At 50.9% G+C, this 20,292-nt stretch carries 19 protein-coding genes and 1 pseudogene; 8 read left to right on the plus strand and 12 right to left on the minus strand.

From position 1 onward, the window contains the following. Window positions 1-233: 233 nt before the first annotated feature. The 3 genes from ACIS_RS00090 to ACIS_RS00100 all read left to right on the plus strand — a co-directional run bounded on the left by ACIS_RS00090 (window position 234) and on the right by ACIS_RS00100 (window position 7,120). Window positions 234-2,486 carry an NADP-dependent malic enzyme gene (locus ACIS_RS00090; RefSeq protein WP_011114084.1) on the plus strand — a complete coding sequence of 751 codons (2,253 nt, stop codon included), beginning with the start codon at window positions 234-236 and terminating at the stop codon, window positions 2,484-2,486. Window positions 2,487-2,659: 173 nt separating this feature from the next. Beyond that, the gene (locus ACIS_RS00095) at window positions 2,660-5,377 is read left to right on the plus strand and encodes an AsmA family protein (RefSeq protein ID WP_012880241.1); all 2,718 of its coding nucleotides are present in this window, start codon (window positions 2,660-2,662) and stop codon (window positions 5,375-5,377) included. A 222-nt stretch (window positions 5,378-5,599) separates the two neighbouring features. Continuing rightward, window positions 5,600-7,120 (plus strand): proton-conducting transporter transmembrane domain-containing protein, encoded by a 1,521-nt coding sequence (locus ACIS_RS00100; protein ID WP_012880242.1) that lies wholly within the window; start codon window positions 5,600-5,602, stop codon window positions 7,118-7,120. A 17-nt stretch (window positions 7,121-7,137) separates the two neighbouring features. Here ACIS_RS00100 and ACIS_RS00105 read toward each other — a convergent pair whose 3' ends face one another. From ACIS_RS00105 to ACIS_RS00120, 5 genes and pseudogenes are all read right to left on the minus strand, one after another. Then, window positions 7,138-7,443: a hypothetical protein gene (locus ACIS_RS00105; protein ID WP_041651072.1), complete on the minus strand. Its 306-nt coding sequence runs from the start codon at window positions 7,441-7,443 to the stop codon at window positions 7,138-7,140. Between the two features lie 900 nt (window positions 7,444-8,343). Further along, complete coding sequence (locus ACIS_RS00110; protein ID WP_049756246.1) at window positions 8,344-8,670, minus strand: TrbC/VirB2 family protein; 327 nt, start codon at window positions 8,668-8,670, stop codon at window positions 8,344-8,346. A 38-nt stretch (window positions 8,671-8,708) separates the two neighbouring features. Beyond that, the gene (locus ACIS_RS05665) at window positions 8,709-9,032 is read right to left on the minus strand and encodes a hypothetical protein (RefSeq protein WP_049756247.1); all 324 of its coding nucleotides are present in this window, start codon (window positions 9,030-9,032) and stop codon (window positions 8,709-8,711) included. A 159-nt stretch (window positions 9,033-9,191) separates the two neighbouring features. Beyond that, window positions 9,192-9,260: pseudogene (locus tag ACIS_RS05670) on the minus strand (P44/Msp2 family outer membrane protein); the annotation flags it as partial. Beyond that, on the minus strand, window positions 9,230-9,490 hold the full coding sequence (locus tag ACIS_RS00120) for a hypothetical protein (protein WP_012880244.1): 261 nt from the start codon (window positions 9,488-9,490) through the stop codon (window positions 9,230-9,232). The pseudogene ACIS_RS05670 and the gene ACIS_RS00120, both read right to left, overlap by 31 nt. Window positions 9,491-9,703: 213 nt before the next feature. Between ACIS_RS00120 and ACIS_RS00125 the strand changes: the two genes are divergently transcribed. Continuing rightward, a complete protein-coding gene (locus ACIS_RS00125; protein ID WP_049756248.1) occupies window positions 9,704-10,024 on the plus strand; it encodes a TrbC/VirB2 family protein in 321 nt (106 codons plus the stop codon). A gap of 549 nt (window positions 10,025-10,573) precedes the next feature. Here ACIS_RS00125 and ACIS_RS00130 read toward each other — a convergent pair. After that, on the minus strand, window positions 10,574-11,860 hold the full coding sequence (locus ACIS_RS00130) for an MFS transporter (protein ID WP_012880246.1): 1,287 nt from the start codon (window positions 11,858-11,860) through the stop codon (window positions 10,574-10,576). 290 nt (window positions 11,861-12,150) lie between these two features. Between ACIS_RS00130 and rpsP the strand changes: the two genes are divergently transcribed. Beyond that, on the plus strand, window positions 12,151-12,420 hold the full coding sequence (rpsP, locus tag ACIS_RS00135; RefSeq protein WP_010266854.1) for a 30S ribosomal protein S16: 270 nt from the start codon (window positions 12,151-12,153) through the stop codon (window positions 12,418-12,420). Between the two features lie 152 nt (window positions 12,421-12,572). On the opposite strand, the gene ACIS_RS00140 is transcribed toward rpsP, so the two are convergent. From ACIS_RS00140 to rpmI, 5 genes are all read right to left on the minus strand, one after another. Next, on the minus strand, window positions 12,573-13,859 hold the full coding sequence (locus ACIS_RS00140) for an NTP transferase domain-containing protein (protein ID WP_012880247.1): 1,287 nt from the start codon (window positions 13,857-13,859) through the stop codon (window positions 12,573-12,575). Window positions 13,860-14,036: 177 nt separating this feature from the next. Next, window positions 14,037-14,744: an SDR family NAD(P)-dependent oxidoreductase gene (locus tag ACIS_RS00145; RefSeq protein WP_010262423.1), complete on the minus strand. Its 708-nt coding sequence runs from the start codon at window positions 14,742-14,744 to the stop codon at window positions 14,037-14,039. 141 nt (window positions 14,745-14,885) lie between these two features. Continuing rightward, complete coding sequence (gene pheS, locus ACIS_RS00150) at window positions 14,886-15,935, minus strand: phenylalanine--tRNA ligase subunit alpha (RefSeq protein ID WP_037348454.1); 1,050 nt, start codon at window positions 15,933-15,935, stop codon at window positions 14,886-14,888. Further along, on the minus strand, window positions 15,904-16,290 hold the full coding sequence (gene rplT, locus ACIS_RS00155; RefSeq protein WP_010262430.1) for a 50S ribosomal protein L20: 387 nt from the start codon (window positions 16,288-16,290) through the stop codon (window positions 15,904-15,906). The genes pheS and rplT overlap by 32 nt, the downstream gene beginning before the upstream one ends. Before the next feature lie 26 nt (window positions 16,291-16,316). Beyond that, on the minus strand, window positions 16,317-16,517 hold the full coding sequence (gene rpmI / locus ACIS_RS05185; RefSeq protein WP_010262434.1) for a 50S ribosomal protein L35: 201 nt from the start codon (window positions 16,515-16,517) through the stop codon (window positions 16,317-16,319). A gap of 466 nt (window positions 16,518-16,983) precedes the next feature. On the opposite strand from rpmI, the gene ACIS_RS00165 reads away from it, so the two are divergent. The 3 genes from ACIS_RS00165 (at window position 16,984) to ACIS_RS05625 (ending at window position 19,926) form a co-directional block, all read left to right on the plus strand. After that, window positions 16,984-17,553: a cell cycle transcriptional regulator TrcR gene (locus tag ACIS_RS00165; protein ID WP_010266863.1), complete on the plus strand. Its 570-nt coding sequence runs from the start codon at window positions 16,984-16,986 to the stop codon at window positions 17,551-17,553. Between the two features lie 108 nt (window positions 17,554-17,661). Then, window positions 17,662-19,026, plus strand: a complete 1,365-nt coding sequence (gene rho, locus ACIS_RS00170) for a transcription termination factor Rho (RefSeq protein WP_012880249.1) — start codon at window positions 17,662-17,664, stop codon at window positions 19,024-19,026. A gap of 69 nt (window positions 19,027-19,095) precedes the next feature. Next, window positions 19,096-19,926: a hypothetical protein gene (locus ACIS_RS05625; RefSeq protein ID WP_148207700.1), complete on the plus strand. Its 831-nt coding sequence runs from the start codon at window positions 19,096-19,098 to the stop codon at window positions 19,924-19,926. Here ACIS_RS05625 and ACIS_RS00180 read toward each other — a convergent pair. Beyond that, window positions 19,868-20,215 (minus strand): TrbC/VirB2 family protein, encoded by a 348-nt coding sequence (locus ACIS_RS00180; protein ID WP_049756249.1) that lies wholly within the window; start codon window positions 20,213-20,215, stop codon window positions 19,868-19,870. The two genes, ACIS_RS05625 and ACIS_RS00180, sit on opposite strands and share 59 nt — an antisense overlap. Between the last annotated feature and the right edge of the window lie 77 nt (window positions 20,216-20,292).

Consider the following 20,292-nt stretch of genomic DNA (forward strand, 5'->3'; position numbering starts at 1 on the left):
CATTGTAGCCGCTGTATCAACTACCACAGGAAGTGTAGTCTAGTTAACGTTTGCGCGAAGGCATGCCACCTGAAAATTCGTGCTAAGTACGCACATTCCGCATTTAAACTATTTTCACATACTGCCACGGTTATGAACGGCTGCTGGCGCGTGGGTAGGCGGCTGATTTAAAAGTTGCTAGTGGGAGTAGCGAGGTGTATACCCTATCCGTTTAATGGTTAACGAGCGATTTTATGGGTGATTTTTCAGAAAGAGATAGGGAGGCGCTCGAATTTCACTGCAAAAGGAGGCCGGGTAAGGTTTCCTTGTTGCCTACTAAACCACTTATGACGCAGGGTGACCTTTCGCTGGCTTATTCCCCAGGCGTCGCCGTGCCATGCCTGAGAATCGCCTCCGATCCTGACACAGTGTATGACTACACCGCCAGGGGTAACTATGTTGCTGTGATCTCCAACGGTACCGCAGTTTTGGGGTTGGGCAACATAGGCCCTCTTGCATCCAAGCCAGTTATGGAAGGTAAGGCAGTTTTGTTCAAGCGGTTTGCTGATATTGACGCTGTTGATATAGAAGTCGACACAGAAGACGTAGAAGAGTTCATAAATGCCGTGAAGCATCTCGGCCTCAGTTGGGGCGGCATAAATTTGGAGGATATACGCGCTCCTGAGTGCTTCATCATCGAGAGGCGCCTTGGCGAGCTGATGGATATTCCCGTATTCCATGATGACCAGCATGGCACTGCCATTATAACACTCGCCGGAATCATAAACGCGCTGGACATCACTGGGAGAAATCTCAAGAGTGTTAAGATAGTCGTGAATGGCGCGGGCGCCGCGGGCATAGCGTGCGTAGAAATGCTAAAGTTTGTGGGCATCCCCAACGATAACATAGTGCTGTGTGACCAAAATGGGGTGATATACAAAGGGCGGCAGCTCGGGATGAACGAGTGGAAGCTCAAGCACGCGATCGAGACTAAAGAGAGAGATTTGAAAGACGCCATGAAGGGGGCGGATATCTTTATCGGACTGTCTGTGCGCGACGTTTTGAGCAAGGAAATGCTGCTCTCCATGAACAAAGACCCAGTGATTTTTGCGTTGGCAAACCCATATCCGGAAGTAAACCCAGAGTTTGCGCGGGAGGTGCGCCCAGATGCCATAATAGCCACTGGCCGCTCAGATTACAGCAACCAAATCAACAACGTAATGGGCTTTCCCTACATATTCCGCGGGGCTTTAGATGTGCGGGCAAAGTCTGTAAACAATGAAATGAAACTAGCTGCGGCTGAGGCTTTGGCTATGTTGGCAAGAGAAGTGGTCAGTGATGAGGTTCTGGAGGCCTATGGTGGGCGCGGAATGGGTTATGGCAAGGAATACATAATTCCAACTCCGTTTGACCCTAGATTGCTGTCTGTGGTCTCTCCCGCAGTTGCAAAGGCCGCCATAAACTCCGGAGTTGCAAGAAAAAAAATTGACGATTGGGACCGCTACGCTCTGGAATTGAACTCCAGGATTTCACCCACCTCTAACATTTTGAACCTCATGTATGGCTCAGTAAAGAGCTCTCCAAAGCGCGTGATCTTCCCTGAAGGCGAAGAGGTGCGGGTAATTAAAGCCGCGCTGCAGTGGTACGGGCAAGGTTACGGTACGCCCATACTGGTGGGAAGGGTTGATAAGATCAAAGAAAGCCTTGACCTGATAGGGGTAGATTCCCTCGAGGGTATTACCATCGCAAACGCTGCGATTTCCTCTCGCAATGACGTATACATAGACTACCTGTACAGTAAACTTCAGCGTATGGGGCGCTTGCACCGCAGCTGCGTCAGGGACGTCAAGACAGACAGGAACGTTTTTGCCGCATGTATGCTCGCATGTGGCGATGGGGATACTTTAGTCACCGGTATAACTCGAGGATACAGCGAGTCACTCTCAGACATTCGCAAGGTAATCGACGCGCGAGGGGAGGTATTTGGCCTGTCAGTTGTGGTCATGGAGGAGCGCACGCTATTCATCGCCGATACAGCCATAAACGAACTCCCCACTGCACAACAACTGGCCGATATAGCAATTAAGTCTGCCGCGGCCGCGCGGAGTATGGGGCATGAACCCAGGGTTGCTTTTGTCTCATTCGCAAATTTTGGAAGTCACTCTCAAAAGGAATCTGATCGGGTGCGGCAGTGTATGGACATTGTTGCGAGCCGTAACGTAGATTTTGAGTATGATGGTGAAATGTCGGTAGATGTTGCGCTGAAGCCCGAATCGTTGTCTATGTACCCCTTTTGTAGGTTGAGCAAACCTGCAAACGTTTTGATAATGCCCAGCCTATACAGCGCAAGCATATCTTCTAAGTTGTTGCGAGAAGTTGGCGGGACGACCGTTGTTGGGCCGATTCTCATGGGTATGGAGAAGCCGGTGCAGATCGTTCAGATGACCGCTTCGGTGTCGGAGATTCTCAACCTTGCAGTCCTCGCCACGCTTTCGCACCCTATCTAGCCGGTTTTCCGGTTGCAACGGGCTAAACTGCATGGCTCTACGCGCTGTCATGGCCTTGGTGGCGCGTGGGGCATTATGCATTCTGGCGTAGTGCTGCGTCAGATGCGTCCCAAAATGAGTGGGGAGCTTTTACTGGGACCTTTATATATTCTTAAGCTGTTTGGTGAATATAAGTGGGTGATGCTTTCGGTATACCGATGAAGTTTTTGGGGCGCTTATGTTGTTGTGTGCTAGTTGTATTTGCAGCGCTGGCGTTTGTACCCTACCTGGTGGATTGGAACGCCCACTATGGCGAGTATGTTTTTAAACAGTTGGGTGCGGCCACAGGCAGTAGTGGCGCGGTAGTTAAGGCCATAGGGAACATTGAGGGCAGTCTGCTGCTTCCAAAACTTACGGTTCGCAACCTCTACGTGGAGTGCAGTGAGGACGCCGCGGGTTGCGCTGGTACACTCTCGATCGATCGCATGGAACTCAGCGTTGACCCGTTGTCGATACTTATGGGTGAACCGAAAGTGCGCACAATTAGCCTGTACGGGCTGCGTACCAGCGTTGGGGGCCTGGTCGGCATGGTGGGCTCGCAGACCAAGAGCGGTCTCGGTCATGTGCGGATTTTTGATTCAGCAGTCGTGACAGGTGGGGTCGTTGGCGCTTCCGCATCTGCATACAATACAGTGCACGTGAAGAGTGCAACGATAAAATCAAGCGGCAGCGCGCTGTTCGGTGATGCTGTGCTCAAGATAGGTGGTACTAAATACCTCCTCTCTTCAAAGTTAGAACGCAGTGCGGCTGGTAGCACAGTCAAGGTAGAGCTGCACTCCCCTAATACAAGCATGGTACTAAGTGGCAATGGTGCCGGTCAGGGCTTGTTTGATGACTTTGGCGCCAGGTTTGAGGTCAAAACTGAAAACCTTTCTGAGTTGGCACAAACCGTGGCAGTAGTTACAAATTACAGGCTCCTAGGCTCTGTTGCCTCCGCTGAGGAGATGGTACTGTCTGCAGGAATCAAGGCTGCGAAGGGCAGCGGATTCGAAGTGAAAGACCTTACCATGAAGAGCAAAAGCATTTCCGGAACCCTGGAATTGGCGTGCACCTATGCGCCTTTCTGTACAACGTCCCTGAATTTCTCCTCCATTGATCTAGACGCCCTGTTCCCCGAGGGTCTAGGCACCGAACAGGATGCTTATTATGCAGATTTCCAAAGTGCGGAACGCTTCTCCGTCGTGCCATCGTGGTTGGATGCTACAGTCGGGCTGGATGTGAGAGAGATAAACTACAGAGGCGGCGTATCGAGAAATCTTGTGGCTGCGGTTTCGGTCAGGCAGGGCAGGATCGCAGTTGATCGATTGTTGCTCGATCTGCCGGGTAAAAACAACCGTCTGAGCGTTAGTGGAGTAACTTCAGAAGATGCGGGCAGCATAGTGCCCCGGTTTGTCGGCACTCTTAGCGCTCAGGGGGATGATGCCGACACAATCGTATCCTGGTTACTGCCGCTACGTGCAGATGCGCACAGGGCACAGGGTAAGAAGTTTGCTCTCACGGGTAGCCTGTATGTGGCCCCTCGTATTTTCTCTCTGTTGGGCGCAAGAATGTACGCAGGTGGTGCCCACGCATACGGGAATTTGAAATACAAATATGGCAAGAGGGGTGGTGAGGTCATAGGTGATGTCACCGTAAGCAATTTCAGCGTTGGTGGCTACAGCTTTGATGAAGACTTCGACGTCAAGCGCGATGTCATGGACTTCACGTGGCTGAGAAGCGTCAGTTGTCCGGTCAAGCTTGCGGTGAGGCTGCAGAATTTTGCGGTGAACTCTGGGTTTGTCAAGGAGCTGAGCTTCCTGGCAGACCTATCGCAGCACAAAGTGAGCGTCGAGAAGATCAGCATGCGTGCGGTTGATGAACACGACAGTCCGTCTGACTTGGAAGGACGTGCAAGCGTTGCTCTCAGCAGCCGTGGTATGCGCCCGAAGGTATTTGTGAGCCTCAAAAGCGCTAGGTACAGCGATGCCTTCTTGCGGCTTCCCAAGTTTGTGGAGCGCACCGGGGCAGATGTGCATGCTGATACCGCAAGCAACTCTCCCCGGGGAGAGAAATCGGAGAAATTTTTGTGGTCAAATAGGCCCATAGATCTCGCCAGCTTTGAGGGCTTAGATGGCAGCATCGAGGTACATGTTAAGGAATTGTTTTTCGGCGGCCGGATGCTATCGAATTTTACATGGCTTTCCACCCTGAAAGAGGGCGTGATGTCCATGGACAAGCTGCACTTTGCCCAGGGGAAGAGCGGCACGGTGGATATAAGCGGTAATATCGGTATGGGAGAGGTCTCTTCCCTGTCCCTGGTCGTTTCTGCATCGGACGTCTCGATCGGGGATGTAGAACAGCAAACAAACTCGTCACAAACTTCGAAGGTGAGCGGGCACGTTAGCGTAAGTGGCAGCATTCAAACGCAAGGAAGGAGCATGCTCGAACTTGCCAATGCCCTAAAGGGCAAGATAAAATTCGCGGCTAGGGGGCTGGACATTGGTGGTGTAGACTTAAACGGGTTTATTGAGGATTTGTTCGCAGCTGAGAGCAAATCTGAGGTCGCATCTCTTGCGCGCGTACATCTTTACAGAGGCAGCACACTCTTTGAGACGCTGGATGGGGAATCCCAAATCGATAGAGGCTCTCTTACCTCATCCCTGCAATTTAAAATAGGCAACGCAGCTGGCTCCGCATCAGTCAACCTTTCGGTGCCGCAACTCGCTGTCATTGCGCTTTTTAGGTTCTTCTTTATTCCTCCGGAGAGCGAGTCTCCCGTACATATGGACATGAACTTACAAGGGTATGTGTGGCAGCCAAACCCCACGTTTGACATAGATAGTCTGTACGAACTTGTAAGGGCCAACAGGTAGTAGCTGCCTCTCTGGCCCTCTCAAGCCCAATACTGCTCACTACAGGAATGTGGAGTTGGTGCGTTGGGCGTTCGTTATGGAGTAAGCTGGCACTTGCAACGTCGCCGAAGCAAGTACACGACGCGTGATTACCGCTCCCATGCGGTTTTTCAAAGTATATATTGTAAATGCCACACTTTTGGTATAAGGATGCAAGGTGCCTTTGGATGAAAGGGAAATCGCGTGATTGGCGCCTTAAAGGAGCATCTGGTTATTTTGCAGGTGATTGTGCCGCTACTGTCGGCCGTTGTGTGCTCTTTGCTGCGCAGTAGGGTTGCATGGGCGCAAGCTATATCCTGCGGCGCGGTTGCTTTGTCCTTCTTTACAGCCCTAGCGCTGTTCGTTCAGATTAGCAATAGTGGCCCAGTTGTGTACCAAGTGGGCGGATGGGGCCCTCCTTACGGGATAGAGCTGCGGGTTGATTTGCTAAGCGCGACCATGCTGCTCTTGGTTGGGTTTATCGGCATCATGAGTGTGATTTATGGTGTATATCCCAGCCGCAGGGAACTTCCTGCAAACATGGTCCCCAGGTTTTACGCCGCGTTCCTGCTGGCGTTTGGGGGCATGCTCGGCATACTAGTCTCGCATGACGTGTTCAATGTTTACGTATTCTTGGAGGTCGCATCCATATCTTCTTACGTCTTGGTTGCTGTAGGGAACGACAAGCGCGCGGTTGCCTCCGCATTTGAGTATCTGATCATGGGCACGGTGGGCGCAACATTTTACCTAATAGGTATTGGGTTCTTGTACGCTGCCACTGGCACACTGAATATGAGTGATATGTTCACAATATTGCAGGACGCACCGATAAACAAAGCCATACAGGCGGGGGTTTTGTTCGTGACTTTAGGCCTGGTTGTGAAGGCTGCACTGTTTCCCTTTCATGGCTGGATGATCAAAGCTTATTCAACCTCACCCGCATTTGTGACCGTGTTTCTGTCGGGCACAGCCACGAAGGTGATGGTATACTTAATCATCAGAGTGGTGCACAATGTTTTCGGCACCCGGTTGATGTTTACTGAGCTACCCTTTGGCACCGCTTTGTTAGTCCTTGCTGCGGTTGCTACAGTGCTTACTTCCGTCATCGCGGCCTTGAGCAGGGATATGCGAGATGTGCTCGCATACTCTAGCGCCTCAAACATTGGTTGCATAATTCTCGCAGTTTGCATAAACACATACTCGGGGCTTGCCGCCGCTGTAGCTTATATGGTCAATCACAGTATCGTCAAATCCGCACTATTTATGGTTTCTGGGGGCATTGCCTACCACTTTGACAGATGCAAAACCAGCAGCCAGTACCTTAACCTCAGCAGGGCCTTGCCTCATGTCACTTCCGCTTTTGTGCTGCTGGCACTCAGCCTGGTTGGCATGCCGCCTACCGTGGGGTTTGTGGCAAAATGGCACATGCTCAGCTCGTTTATGGACGCGCGCGCCTTCACTGGGTTGGTAGTTCTGTCGGTTGGTTCCGTATGCTCCGTAATTTACACCTGGCGCGTGGTGGAACACCTGTATTTTTCTTCCGCCGCCGGCACGGCCGAGAGCTGCGCCAATGACACAGCCTTGAAGACGCCCAGGGCCATGACCCTTTGCATTTGGATCATGGCGTTTTTCGGGTTTATAGCCGGAGCTTACCCACTGCCGCTCACTTCAATTTCTGAGCAAATAGCGGCAGACTTGTTCTTCCATCCCAGCAACCCTCTGTAGCAAGTTCAGAGGCAGTCTTACCTGCCCCTCCCCCTGTCGGGTGATACAAAAACCTGGGACACGCCATCCACCCCGATGACACTCTTTGGGAGCACAGTGCTGTGTCCAACGTACGGCGAAACCTGCCGCTGAGGGGGCTTCGCACTACTGCTGGCCTTTGAGTATGTTTGACCGGCATCTCTCCAAGATGCACTAGTCTTCTTTCTTGAATTTCTATTCCGTCTTCCTACCCAAGCGGTGAACTGGTTCACTGCGTAGGTCAACACGACATACAGGGTTATCCCGAAAACGGCAAGAAACAACAAACCTGTAACACTGGGCATAACAACACAACCACTAAAACAACACACAATGCTGCGGGGCAACGCCCGCCAAGCTTTTCATGGCATAACCACCACCGGGACATTGTACAGTAACAGTGGGCGAAAGTAAATCCACCCTTGCCGTTGGGCTCTACAGGCGGCAACCACACTTAAGATGTGGTTATACCCTGTGTGCCCTCCCCCTTTCGGCCCACCCAATGTGGCCCTTTCACCACTCACATACTTGCAGTCCCCGGCACTACCGCCACACCTACCCTCGGGTTGCCCTACTCTTTACTAGTCCAACATACCTAACTACCGACACACCTGCCACCCAAGTCCCTACTTCTTATCTAACCACCATCCCTGCACTCGAAGTTCTTAGCATCACCTGTATCACCCAGGTCCCTTACCTAACCACCAGCCCCCGGGGGCACCACCGCTACCAGTCCCTGCAGGTACACCATGTAAGATACTACAGAATGCGCACCTCTCTTCCACTAGCCCATCTACCCATTGCACCATTAATGATATGAGTCTATGGGAGAACAGGAGGAAATAACCTGGCATCCTTGGCAGCCTGAGTAGGAGCCTCAGCCCCACTGGGTGCTACCACAGCTCCCTGCATAATCCAGGCTCCTGTCTCCCAGCCTCTTGTACTTCAACACACTTGAAGTCCTTTACATCACCTACACCCAGCCCAGCATACCTAACTACCATCCTCTGACCACACACTGACCAGAATCACCCACACCTAACCACACTCTACAGGTTTGGGCTCACCCAATGTTGTCTTCCCAACCACACAAGCCTCTGCCCACACCTTCACCTAGTCCCTACCTCCGTGTACTACTCTTACCCAATCTCCACCATCCCTGCACACAAACTAACCAGCATCACCTGTATATCACCCAGGTCTCTCTAACTATTACCACTCACTGCCCTGCCACCATCCTTGCAGTCAAACTTACTGGCCGCATCACCATTAACTCCAGCAGCAAACTTAGCCATTAGCTTACCGGCACCAAAGAATATAGCTGTGAATACAACTAACATTACAATTGCAGGCCATGCTAGTTTACCGAATATAGCCATGATGCTGGAACCTAATATCACTCCTGTCATGATTGGTAGTCCAAGCTTCTGTACAAACCCTATAACATTACATATAACCTTAGTCGCTGTATCATCAGCTGCATCACCAGTACCAGTAGCAGCACTAGCCCCAGCAGGTACACCATGGAGGATACTCCATGTGAAGACTCACTGCTTCCCATATCAACATCCTACCTATTCAGGCTCATGTTGATACTGCACAGTTGGGTATTCCATAGCTCATCCCACTCTAGTATTGCTACCATCTGAACAACATTAGGTGGTACAGGTGATTGATATACAACAGCCTTTCCCTCCTTATCGAGGCTATTGATGTTGTTCGCCATCCCCTGCACGTCGATGGTGGGTTTGTTACTCTCAGCAGAGAGTTGTGTCGCATCTTCAGTAAACACCACACTAATCTTGTTGCCATTGTTAGCGCCGTCAGTGTTCTTACCACAGGTGCCAGTGCTACCACCACTAGTACCATTGGCACCACACACCTTCTGGCTCACTGTTTGACCATTAGTGGCAGCCTCTACTGCAGTACCCCACCTCTTGGCATCACTCTTAGTTATCTTACCTAAATGAGTAGTAAGACGCTCTACCTGACCTCTAGCTGTATCATATGCTAACTCCTTTCCTAATAAGAATACTGAAGCTGTATCCTCATTAGACTTCTTACCTCCCTTAATAACAAACCTCTCATACCCTACTTCAACTTCAACCCTGGCTCCTCCAATACTATACCCAATGCTTCCTTCTGCAGCAGTGGCGCTATACTAGAGCGCTCTTGTTGCACCACTATTCCTACCACATGTGTTACTAGTGCAACTGCCCCGACTCTCTGGTACGTTGATGGTGGTGATGCCACAGTGGGATTAGAATCCGAGTCTGATGCCCACCTCCACACCTGTGTGCAAACCCTGACCTTCTCTTTTGTTTTCCTCATTGAACTTACATCATCGTCCATACAATGGGCAGGTGTGTGTTCCAGAGGTTAAGTACGAATAAGAGACGAGACCTTGGAGTGAGTGCAGGGAACTGTGGATGCGGCAAGCATGTAGGTAGTAGCACGAGGTAGAGGACCCCCAGAGTTGGGTGCGCTCAGTTGGTGGTGCAGATAGTCCCAATTGGGAAGACCTAGGTATTGAGTCCCGGATACAGGTGAGTCTTCACATGGAGTATCCTCCATGGTGTACCTGCTGGGGCTGTTGGTGATACTGCTGAAGCTGATGATACAGCGACTAAGGTTATATGTAATGTTATAGGGTTTGTACAGAAGCTTGGACTACCAATCATGACAGGAGTGATATTAGGTTCCAGCATCATGGCTATATTCGGTAAACTAGCATGGCCTGCAATTGTAATGTTAGTTGTATTCACAGCTATATTCTTTGGTGCCGGTAAGCTAATGGCTAAGTTTGCTGCTGGTCTGAATAGTGACGGTGTGAATGCACAGAGCTTCAAGTGTGAGGATGGTGGACGGGCCTCATTGGGTAGTTAGGTGTGGATGAGAACTTTGACTGTGCCAAGAAAGCTGGTAGTGCGAGTAAGAAGTAGGAGGATCTGGGTAGTGACACAGGTGTAGATGATGGCGAGAGCTTCAAGTGTGTAGATGGAGGTTGGGTAGTTAGGTGTGCTGGGCTGGGTGGTACGAGTTAGGAATGGCCTGGGTGCAGTTGGTGGGTGTACCAAGTTGTGGGGACGAAGTCAAGTGATGTGCTGTATAGGTAACCAGTTGATATGGGAAAGCAGTGAGTGGTGCCGGTAAGAAGTGTAGGGGTAAGTAAAGGGGTGCGGATGGTGGCACGGGTAGTACGTAGGAAGGACCTGAGGGTAGATGCTTGGTGGGCTGCGGCGGCTTGCTATGCGCAGCTGATTGCTTATAAGTGGTACTGCTGGACTTTCCTCCATCAGGTGTTGTCGTAGTTTGTGCCTAGTGCTTTGCTGGCAGTGCCTCCAATGAATGCCGTAAGGTTGCGTGCGATGTTGTAGTTTACACCAGCCTTCAACCTACAGGTAAGTTGTGGTTGGAATCGTTGGGCAGTCAGTCCTACAGCCAGTCCCTGTATACGTCTTCCTTCCTGATTCTTGTAAGTGCGACTAGTGCAACCAGTGCCCAGAATATTATGCAAAGCCCAGGGGCAATGCGCCAGCCCGTTGTCTTAACTAGCCAGGTGCAGAGTGCAGGGGCAATCCCTCCACCAATTGCTGAGGAAACATTCCTCGCTATGCCAAACCCTGTGTACCTTACCTTGGTGGGGAATAATTCAGACATTGCGGCACTGGATGGCCCCAGCGCAGCTGCAAAAGGCACTACAAATATCAAGTACCCAAGCCCAATGTATAGCGCACTCCCCTGACTCAGCATCCAGAATACAGGCATGCTGACCAGCAGAAACGTCACCGCTGCGCCTCCAATAACTTTTTTCCTCCCAAGGACATCAGAAAGTGCACCGAAGGCAACCGTCAATACCCCTGCGAGCATAACGCTGACCATTTCTATCGCCTCACTTATCTGTGGGCTGATGATCACAGCGGGTGAAAAGTCCCTCACGTAACTGATGAAAAATACCATCAGAATGTGAAACGAGCAGTTCTCTATGCCATCTATGCAGATGGCCAATAACAGCGCCCTCTTGTAGTGCCGAAATAGGTGCCTGACAGGAGATTCGTCAGTGAGCACATCGCCCCCCTCTTGCTTGGCTTGTGCTTCATACGCTGGGCTTTCACCAGTCTTTGCTCTGGTATAAATGCTGATGATGCCCACAACAAACCCGATCACGAAGGGTATGCGCCACCCCCACACCCCGAAGTTGTCCCCAGTAAAATGCCTGACCGCAATTTTTACCGCAAAAGCAAATACGGAGCCGAGTACTGCACTCAATACTTCAAAGCTCCCAAACAGCCCAGTGTTGCTCTTCTTGGAGTGCTCTATGAGGAACGTTGCGTTGCCTGCCTCCCCCCCCAAGGATATGCCCTGCACCAGCCTACATATTACAAGCAGCACCGGAGCAAGTATACCTACACTCTCGTAGGTGGGGATGACGGCCATGAACCCTACCGGTACAGATACACCAAATATGGAGAGGATGAGTGCTACTTTTCTGCCATATTTGTCCCCTATGTGGCCAAATACACTTGCACCAAAAGGGCGCATGCAAAACCCAACTGCAACCACGCAGAAGCTGCTCAACAGCAACGAGTACCTGTCTTCCTGCGGAAAGAACAGTTCACCGATGGTGCCAGCAAGGCTACCGAAAAGTATGAAGTCATACCAAACCAGTGTATTACACGCTATAGTGGACAGTACGGCGTTCGTCACCTTCCTGCTATCCATAAAACCTCCATTCACCCGGCCATTGCTAACCACGGGCACAACACGCAGCAACCTACCTAACGCTTCCGGCTACGCCCCATACCATAAAACGCGGAGTAATCCGCTGCGCCATGACCAAGCCGGCACTAGCAGCCTTCCCCCAACACGCTCCGAGCCATATTGCTCCCAGGGGTCGCCATTATATGCCAAATGTCAGGCCTTGTCACAGTAAATGCTGCAAATTTAATTGACGCACCGTTCTGTGATGGTAGAATGGGCCCTCTCGGGTTAAAAGGGGTCCTTGGTAAGGCATGTCCGTAAAGATAAGGTTAATGAGGCTCGGTGCGAAGAAGAAACCCTTCTATAGGGTCGTGGTTTCTGACTCCAGAGTTCAGAGGGACGGTAAGTTCATCGAGCATGTGGGTTTTTATGACCCCATGGTGCCGTGTGGTGAGCCCGGGTTCCTGAAGATTGACGCAGAGAGGCTCAGCTACTGGCTGGGTGTGGGCGCCCAACCGACGGACAGGGTGTCTTGGTTCATAAAAAAGGGGTTTGTTGAGGTACGTCCCGCTGGAGCCTAGTGGGGGCTCGCGCGCTGGTGGCCAGTGCCGCGTCGTGGCGGCGTTTGTGTCGGCTTGCTCCGGGGTTGTCAGCTCGTGCAGGGTGCTGTTCTGCGTTGCTTTGTGTCTTGTTGTTGAGAGCCTCGGTGTGGGGCACTTGCAATCGGCTCTTCTCACCTTCTGGTCTTGTATTCCGGTTTTGTTGTCTGCCTGCTTCTGGCGATGCCTAGGCTTCGTGGCGGTAGATCTTCGGTAATCACGCTGCCGGCGGCTATTGCGGCGTTGTCGCCCACTTTTATTGGGGAGACTATCGTGCTGTTTGCTCCCACAAAGCAGTTGTTTCCTATGTCTGAATGCTGCTTGTTTCGGCCATCGTAGTTACATATAACCGTCCCTGCTCCCACATTCGTGTTTTTGCCTATAGTGCTGTTGCCGAGGTAGCTCAGGTGTTTCACCTTGCTCATTTCTCCCAGGCTACTTTCTTTGATCTCCACGAAGTTGCCTACTACGCAGCCCCTATCTATAGTCGAATTGCCCCTAACCCTGGCAAATGGGCCGACAATGGCTCCTTTTTTGATGTGGCAAAACTCCAAATGTGAATAGGATAGTATCTCCGCGCCTGGCTCCACAGCAACCCCCGCGCCGAAAACCACATATGGATGCACTATCACATCTTGTGCTATCTGCGTATCTATTGAGAAAAAAACTTGGTCAGGGGACGTTAAAGTCACGCCCGACTGCAAAAAGCTAGCTCTCTTCATGCACTGGAAGTATGACTCCGCTATTGCAAGATCCTCCCTTGTGTTGATGCCCATCGCCTTGCGCTCATCTGCAATTACATAGCCAACTTCCACATTCTTCTCCGCGGCAGATTGCACAATATCTGTTAGGTAAAGTTCTCCATCACGGCATGATAGCCCTCCCAGTAATCCAGAAATTACTTGCCTGTATCCCGCAATTGCCCCAGAAACTGCAAGGCCGTTTGTGTCACGCCCATGGCTGACTTCCAGTACATTCCCGGAGCTGCCCAACACAATTCTACCGTACTGGTTATTTTCAGATTTAAAGGCCACGAGAACAATTTTTGCCCCGCTTGAAAGCCTATCAAGGGCGTGGCACACTGTGGCCTTATCAAGCAGCGGTGTATCCCCGTATAGTATCAGCACAATCTCTTCTGAGGGGTTTTTGAGCGCCTGCAATGCTGAGGTGGCCGCGCCCCCTGTACCCGCAATTTCACCCTGCAGCACGGTGTTGAGGCGCAGGTTATGCTCCCCTGCCAGCGCGGCTACCGGGCCATTTACTGCAGCATTTGTCACTATGACGGCGCGCTTTGGGCGCAGTTCATCAGCAAGCTGCAGCACATGCTTTATGATTGGCGCATTCCCCAATTTGTGTAGAATCTTCGGCGTGGTGGAGCACATTCTGCTGCCACATCCTGCAGCAAGTATTACGATATCCATAACTCCTAGTTATACGTGGACTTGGGACCCCAGGATTCATCAATTTTGGAGCTTTTTCTAGGGATTTTTTTGGCGTATGCACCTAGGCTGTGCAACAACGCCAGGAAGTGCTGGGCCGGGATCTGCCCGCATAGCCGGCAAATCCGCCCAAGTGGCACCGCGCGGCAGTTATGGCAGTTATGGCGGGGCCGCAGGGCTAGTATGTATTATCTCGCCGCTGAGTGTGTTGTTACAATCAACCAAAGTTGCAACGGCATCTAGAAAGTTTTTGAGGCACGGGGCGGCATTTACATCTTCGAGTGACTTTACATTGTCTATCTCGTGGTCTGGGATCTCAGGTGGGCATATGGCATTGATCTGCAGGTTTGGTGCAAACTCTGCGGCAGCCATTATTGTGAAATCTGCCAGTGCCTTCTTTGACAAAAGATATGCAAAATATCTTGTTTGTGTCCTTGTGATGTTTGTATCGATTACGTTTATGACCTTCCCTCCGGCCGCACACATGCGCGCGAAATGTTGCGTGAGGAATGCTGGGGCCTTTATGTGTATCTTATAATTCTCTTCGAGTTCCCCCTCACTAAGCTGCCCGAGGGTGCTTTTGCGAAAAACCGAGGCATTGTTGATTAGAGTATCACAGTAAGGGAGCTCCGCAAAAGCGTACGCAACCAGGCGGCCAAGCGTTGCAAAGTCACATAAGTCAGACCGGAAAAGCAGGCACCGCTTCCCATAATCTTCCTGGATGATCCGTTGCAGATCCAGTGCCTCGCTGTGCGACCTATTGTAGTGCACTATAACATCGTAACCGTGCTGGGCCGCAAGAAATATCGCAACAGCCCGCCCAACCCTACGTGCGGCCCCAGTGATGATCACGCCTCTTTTGTGCACTACATTCCAAAGATATCTACAGAGCCACCATGCGACAGCGGCGTGGGCCACCCATGCCGAGCGTCACGCAAAAGTTTGCAACCCGGCTGTATATCCGTCAACAAAAACCACGCGGCCGCACACTGGAGGTACTCCTGTTGGCTAAGCGCGGCCTAGTATGTCAGTAAAACAAAAACCGTAGTGGTTCAGCCATTCTAGCTTATTGCTGTAAAAGTTGCGAAGGTCCGTGATGCCATACTTCAGCATGGCCATCCGCTCAACACCCATGCCGAAAGCAAAGCCACGGTATTTTTCCGGATCTATGTTCACGTTTTCCAACACGGCTGGGTGTACCATGCCACACCCCAGCACTTCAACCCACTTTTGGTGCCTGTCTTTTACGTCTATCTCCGCGGACGGCTCAGTAAACGGGAAGAAACTAGCCCTCATCCTGGTTTCCACTTTGCGCGCAAAGAATCTACTGAGAAAGTAGTTGATGCAATATTTCAGATGGCCCATAGTCACGTGTTTGTCGACAAACAGCCCCTCTACCTGGTGAAATACTGGGCTGTGCGTGGCGTCCCAGTCATTTCTATACACCCTACCCGGAGATATAATTTTGATTGGAGGGTTGGGATTGCTCTCCATGGCACGTATCTGCATTGACGACGTATGGGTCCGCAACACTACCCGCCGGCCGTTGAGCCTTTTCGTCATGTAAAAGGTGTCATTCTCCGCGCGCGCAGGGTGATGTTCTGGCGTGTTTAATGCATCAAACACATGAAATTCGTCCTCTAGCTCCGGGCCGTGAACCACGGCAAAGCCCAGCTCACTCAATATGCTGCTGATCTCCCTAATCACCCCAGAAATTGGGTGTATCTTGCCACAAGTTCTGGGCCTTGCAGGCAGAGTTACGTCAATACGTTCGCTAGCCAACCGTGAGTGCAGCTGCTCCCTAGCGAGCTGTGATTCCCTATCCTGAATTGCCAGCTTTAACGCGGCACACGCGGCATTCGCTGCAGACCCAACTGCCTTGCGCTCGTCCATATCCTGTATAGTGGAGATCTGGCGCAGCAAAGCCGTCAGGGCCCCAGCACGCCCGATATAGCGCCCCCTGACTTCATCTAACTCTTCTACAGAACTACAAGCAGCGACGCAGGCTTTCGCCTCCTCACTAAGATCACTTATCTTGCTGATTAACGGCACAAGCATACCCACAGGTACCCGCGACAGCGCTCACTACCTTCTCAAAGGCAGCCTTGTCATTCACGGCCATCTCCGCCAGCATCTTCCGGTTCAGCTCTATACCACACAAAGCCATACCCTTCATCAGCTGAGAGTATTTAATACCCCATTGCCTTGCCGCAGCGTTGATGCGCACAATCCACAGGCGCCTGAAGTCACGCTTACGATTGCGCCTATCCCGATACGCATACACCAAAGCCTTCTCCAGCCGCTGCAGCGCAGCTCTGTAGCAGTTTTTAGAGCGCCCTCTATAACCTTTGGCAAGTGCAACAACTTTCTTGTGCCTAGCCCTGGCGGTAACACCGCGTTTGACCCTAGCCATAAAATCCCCGTCCTACAACCAATTACCTAAAGACTATACGGCATGAAGGACGCGACAATACGTGCATCCGGCGCGCTCATCTGCGCGATGCCCCTACGGGTCCTAAGGCTTCTCTTGCTCCTCTTAGTCATGCCGTGGCGCTTGGTGGACTGGGCAGACATCACCCTCCCACTCGCTGTGACCTTAAACCTCTTCTTAGCGGAGGATTTGGTCTTCAACTTTGGCATAAAACTCCATGCCTGAACTCAATAACTCCCCAGAGTACATCCTTGTCTGCGTGGTGTCAAGCGGATACCATCTCGGAATGTTTGCCTGCATTCGGAACGCATCGCAGAGATATACCTGCACAGTCGTACCTAACCGGGGTGGTTGCACTTTGGGCACACTCTCCCGTACCACATACCCGCACGCGCATCTGCGGGCGAAAATCTCCGGTGTGCTGCACGTTTGGAGTTGCATAACAAAGCGTGTATTTTGCGGTGCAGACCGCAACTCAAAATGTCCTAAGATGGCTGAAAGTCCTTGACATGGAGGGTGCGTGTGGTACCATGGTCGCGCCTGAATCGGACCGTGCTCGTATGTTGTAGGGTTAACCAATTCTTAGAGGTTGTGGTCTAGTGTTGGGGTCTGTGCGGTTTCGTTAGTTTGGAGATTCTTTGGATTATGTCGTCAAGCAATGAGGGTACTCCGTTGATGCCCAGGGCCGTTGCCGTGTGGTTGGTGGATAATACAGCCCTCACTTTTGAGCAGATCGCCGAATTTTGCGGGTTGCATCTGCTTGAGGTCAGGGGTATCGCTGATGGCGAGGTTGCCAAGGGCGTTGTGGGTTGTAACCCGGTTGCTATGGGGCAAGTTACCAAAGAGGAGATAGAAGCCTGCCAGAAGGACCCTACCAGGATCCCGAAATTGGTGGTTCATAGGGGAGTAACCACTGGTAAGCTGTCAAGGAGGAGAGGTGCCAGGTATACTCCTGTAGCCAGGCGTAGAGACAAACCCGATGCGGTTTGCTGGATATTAAAATACTGTGCTGAGATGCACGATTCGCAGATAGCCAAACTTATAGGGACCACGAAGGCGACGATTGCCGCGGTGCGGAATAAGGAGCACTGGAACTCAAGCAACATTAAGCCTAGAGACCCGGTTTTGCTGGGCTTGTGCACGCAGGCGGATCTTGATGAGGCTATTATGAAGGCTCAGATGGTGGCTGAGAGAGAGAGAAGAGTCAGGAATATGAACGAGGAGATTCAGGACCAAAAGGCGTAGGTGCTGTTTCCTCTTTTTGCGCGTTTTTAGCAGTACGGCCCCCTGCCCAGCAGGCTTCCGGGGGCGCTTGCTTATACCTTCATTGTACATGAATTTAAGGTCAATCTTGTGTTCAACAAGAATAAGAGAAGGTCCAGGTCTTATTCCTCCAAGCCGGCGACCGAAAGAAGTGCGGAGCATCATCACCCCTCCGAAGGAGGGAGGGTGCTGAATCTGTGTGAACTGAAGCAAAAGAGCACGGAGGAGTTACTGGTAACAGCAGAGGAGTTGGGAGTAGTCAGCAACGGAAGGATGCTGAAGCAGGAGATAATTTTCCAGCTAATGAAGCGAGTTATCAGTGAAGGAGGCATAGCTATCGGAGGTGGAGTAGTAGAGACACTACCTGACGGGTTTGGGTTTTTAAGATCAGCCAAGGCTAACTATGCAGCAAGCAGTGATGATATCTACATATCTGCAGGCCAGATCAAGAAGTTCAATTTGAGAACAGGAGACATAGTAAGTGGTGAGATCAGAGCACCTGGGGAGAAGGAGAGATACTTCACACTGGTCAAGGCATACAGCATAAACTACACAGAGATAGGAAAGCTACAGAGGTACGTACACTTTGACGATCTGATTCCACTATACCCTGAGGAGAGGATTTTACTCGAATGCAAAGAGAGTTTTGGAGGGGAGAAGAAAGACATCAGCATGCGCGCAATAGACATCATAGCCCCACTGGGCAAAGGTCAGCGTGCACTGATTGTAGCACCACCTAGGGTGGGCAAGACGGTAATTTTGCAGCAGATTGCACACTCCATTGCCATGAATCACCCAAACATGGAGTTGATAGTCCTGCTCATAGGAGAACGGCCTGAGGAAGTTACAGACATGCTGAGGTCAGTAAAAGGAGAAGTAGTGAGCTCCACATTTGATGAACCAGCATATAGGCACGTACAACTGGCTGAAATAGTAATTGAGCGGGCTAAGAGGATGGTAGAACACAAGAAGGAAGTTGTGATACTACTAGACTCAATCACCAGGTTGGCCCGTGCGTACAATGAGGTCATGCCATCATCTGGTAAGGTACTAACTGGTGGGGTAGATTCCAACGCATTGCAAAGACCCAAGAGGTTCTTCGGAGCTGCAAGGAACATCGAGAATGGCGGGTCACTCACCATCATTGCAACAGCACTGATTGAAACTGGTTCAAAGATGGATGAAGTCATCTTTGAAGAATTCAAGGGTACAGGTAACTGTGAAATAATCCTAGACAGGAAAATCGCAGACAAGAGAATCTACCCTGCGATTGATATTTCTAAATCTGGGACTCGTAAGGAAGACATGCTGATAGAGAGTGCATTTTTGAAGAAGGTATGGCTACTCAGAAGGTTACTATCAGCAATGGGTCCAGTAGAAGCCATGGAGTTCCTGCGAGACAAGCTAAGCATCGCCAAGGACAACAATGACTTCTTTGAGATGATGAACAGCTAATTACACCCAGGCCAATACCTCGGCCTCCCCAAGCACCAACACCTGGTGCAAGGGAGGTGCAGCACTACGGTGTTGGGTATTTGGTGTACAGGTAAGAAGTCTAATGAGGATACAGCTTCAGTATTCTTATTAGGAAAGGAGTTAGCATATGATACAGCTAGAGGTCAGGTAGATCGTCTTACTACTCATTTAGGTAAGATAACTAAGAGTGATGCCAAGAGGTGGGGTACTGCAGTAGAGGCTGCCACTAATGGTCAAACAGTGAGCCAGAATGTGTGTGGCAAGGGTACTGGTACCAACAAGTGTGGTACTACTGATAGCCAGAACACCAATGGCAAGCTTGGTACTGTATTCAGTACTGAGAGTACAGACACACTACTCTCCGAGAGTAACAAGACCGACAACGCTACCATCAGTGTGTCAGGGATGGCGAACAACATCAATAACCTGGATAAGGAGGGAAAGGCTGTTGCATATCAATCACCCAATGTGGCACACCTACCTACGCACTTGAAGTTCCTGGCATCACCCATATCACTGACTCTAGCCTCAGCAGAACCTGCAGTGATGAATAACCATATAAATGTAATCATGGCTGTTACTATGTATCTTGGTCTAATACTCAATCTTCCCCACAACTTGGTACACCCACCAACTGCACCCAGGCCATTCCTAACTCGTACCACCCAGCCCAGCACACCTAACTACCCAACCTCCATCTACACAGTTGAAGCTCTTGCCATCACCTACACCTGTGTCACTACCCAGGTCTCTAACTACTTCGGCTCCCAGCCTTCTGGGCACAGTCAAAGTTCTCCGCACACCAACTACTCAGGTCTCTCTACCGACCCACATTCCCAGCACCACCCAATGTGGCACCGCCACCATCTACACACTTGAAGCTCTGTGCATTCACACCGTCACTATTCAGACCAGCAGCAAACTTAGCCATTAGCTTACCGGCACCAAAGAATATAGCTGTGAATACAACTAACATTACAATTGCAGGCCATGCTAGTTTACCGAATATAGCCATGATGCTGGAACCTAATATCACTCCTGTCATGATTGGTAGTCCAAGCTTCTGTACAAACCCTATAACATTACATATAACCTTAGTCGCTGTATCATCAGCTGCATCACCAGTACCAGTAGCAGCACTAGCCCCAGCAGGTACACCATGGAGGATACTCCATGTGAAGACTCACCTGTATCCGGGACTCAATACCTAGGTCTTCCCAATTGGGACTATCTGCACCACCAACT

Source organism: Anaplasma centrale str. Israel (assembly GCF_000024505.1).
Taxonomy (GTDB): Bacteria; Pseudomonadota; Alphaproteobacteria; order Rickettsiales; family Anaplasmataceae; genus Anaplasma; species Anaplasma centrale.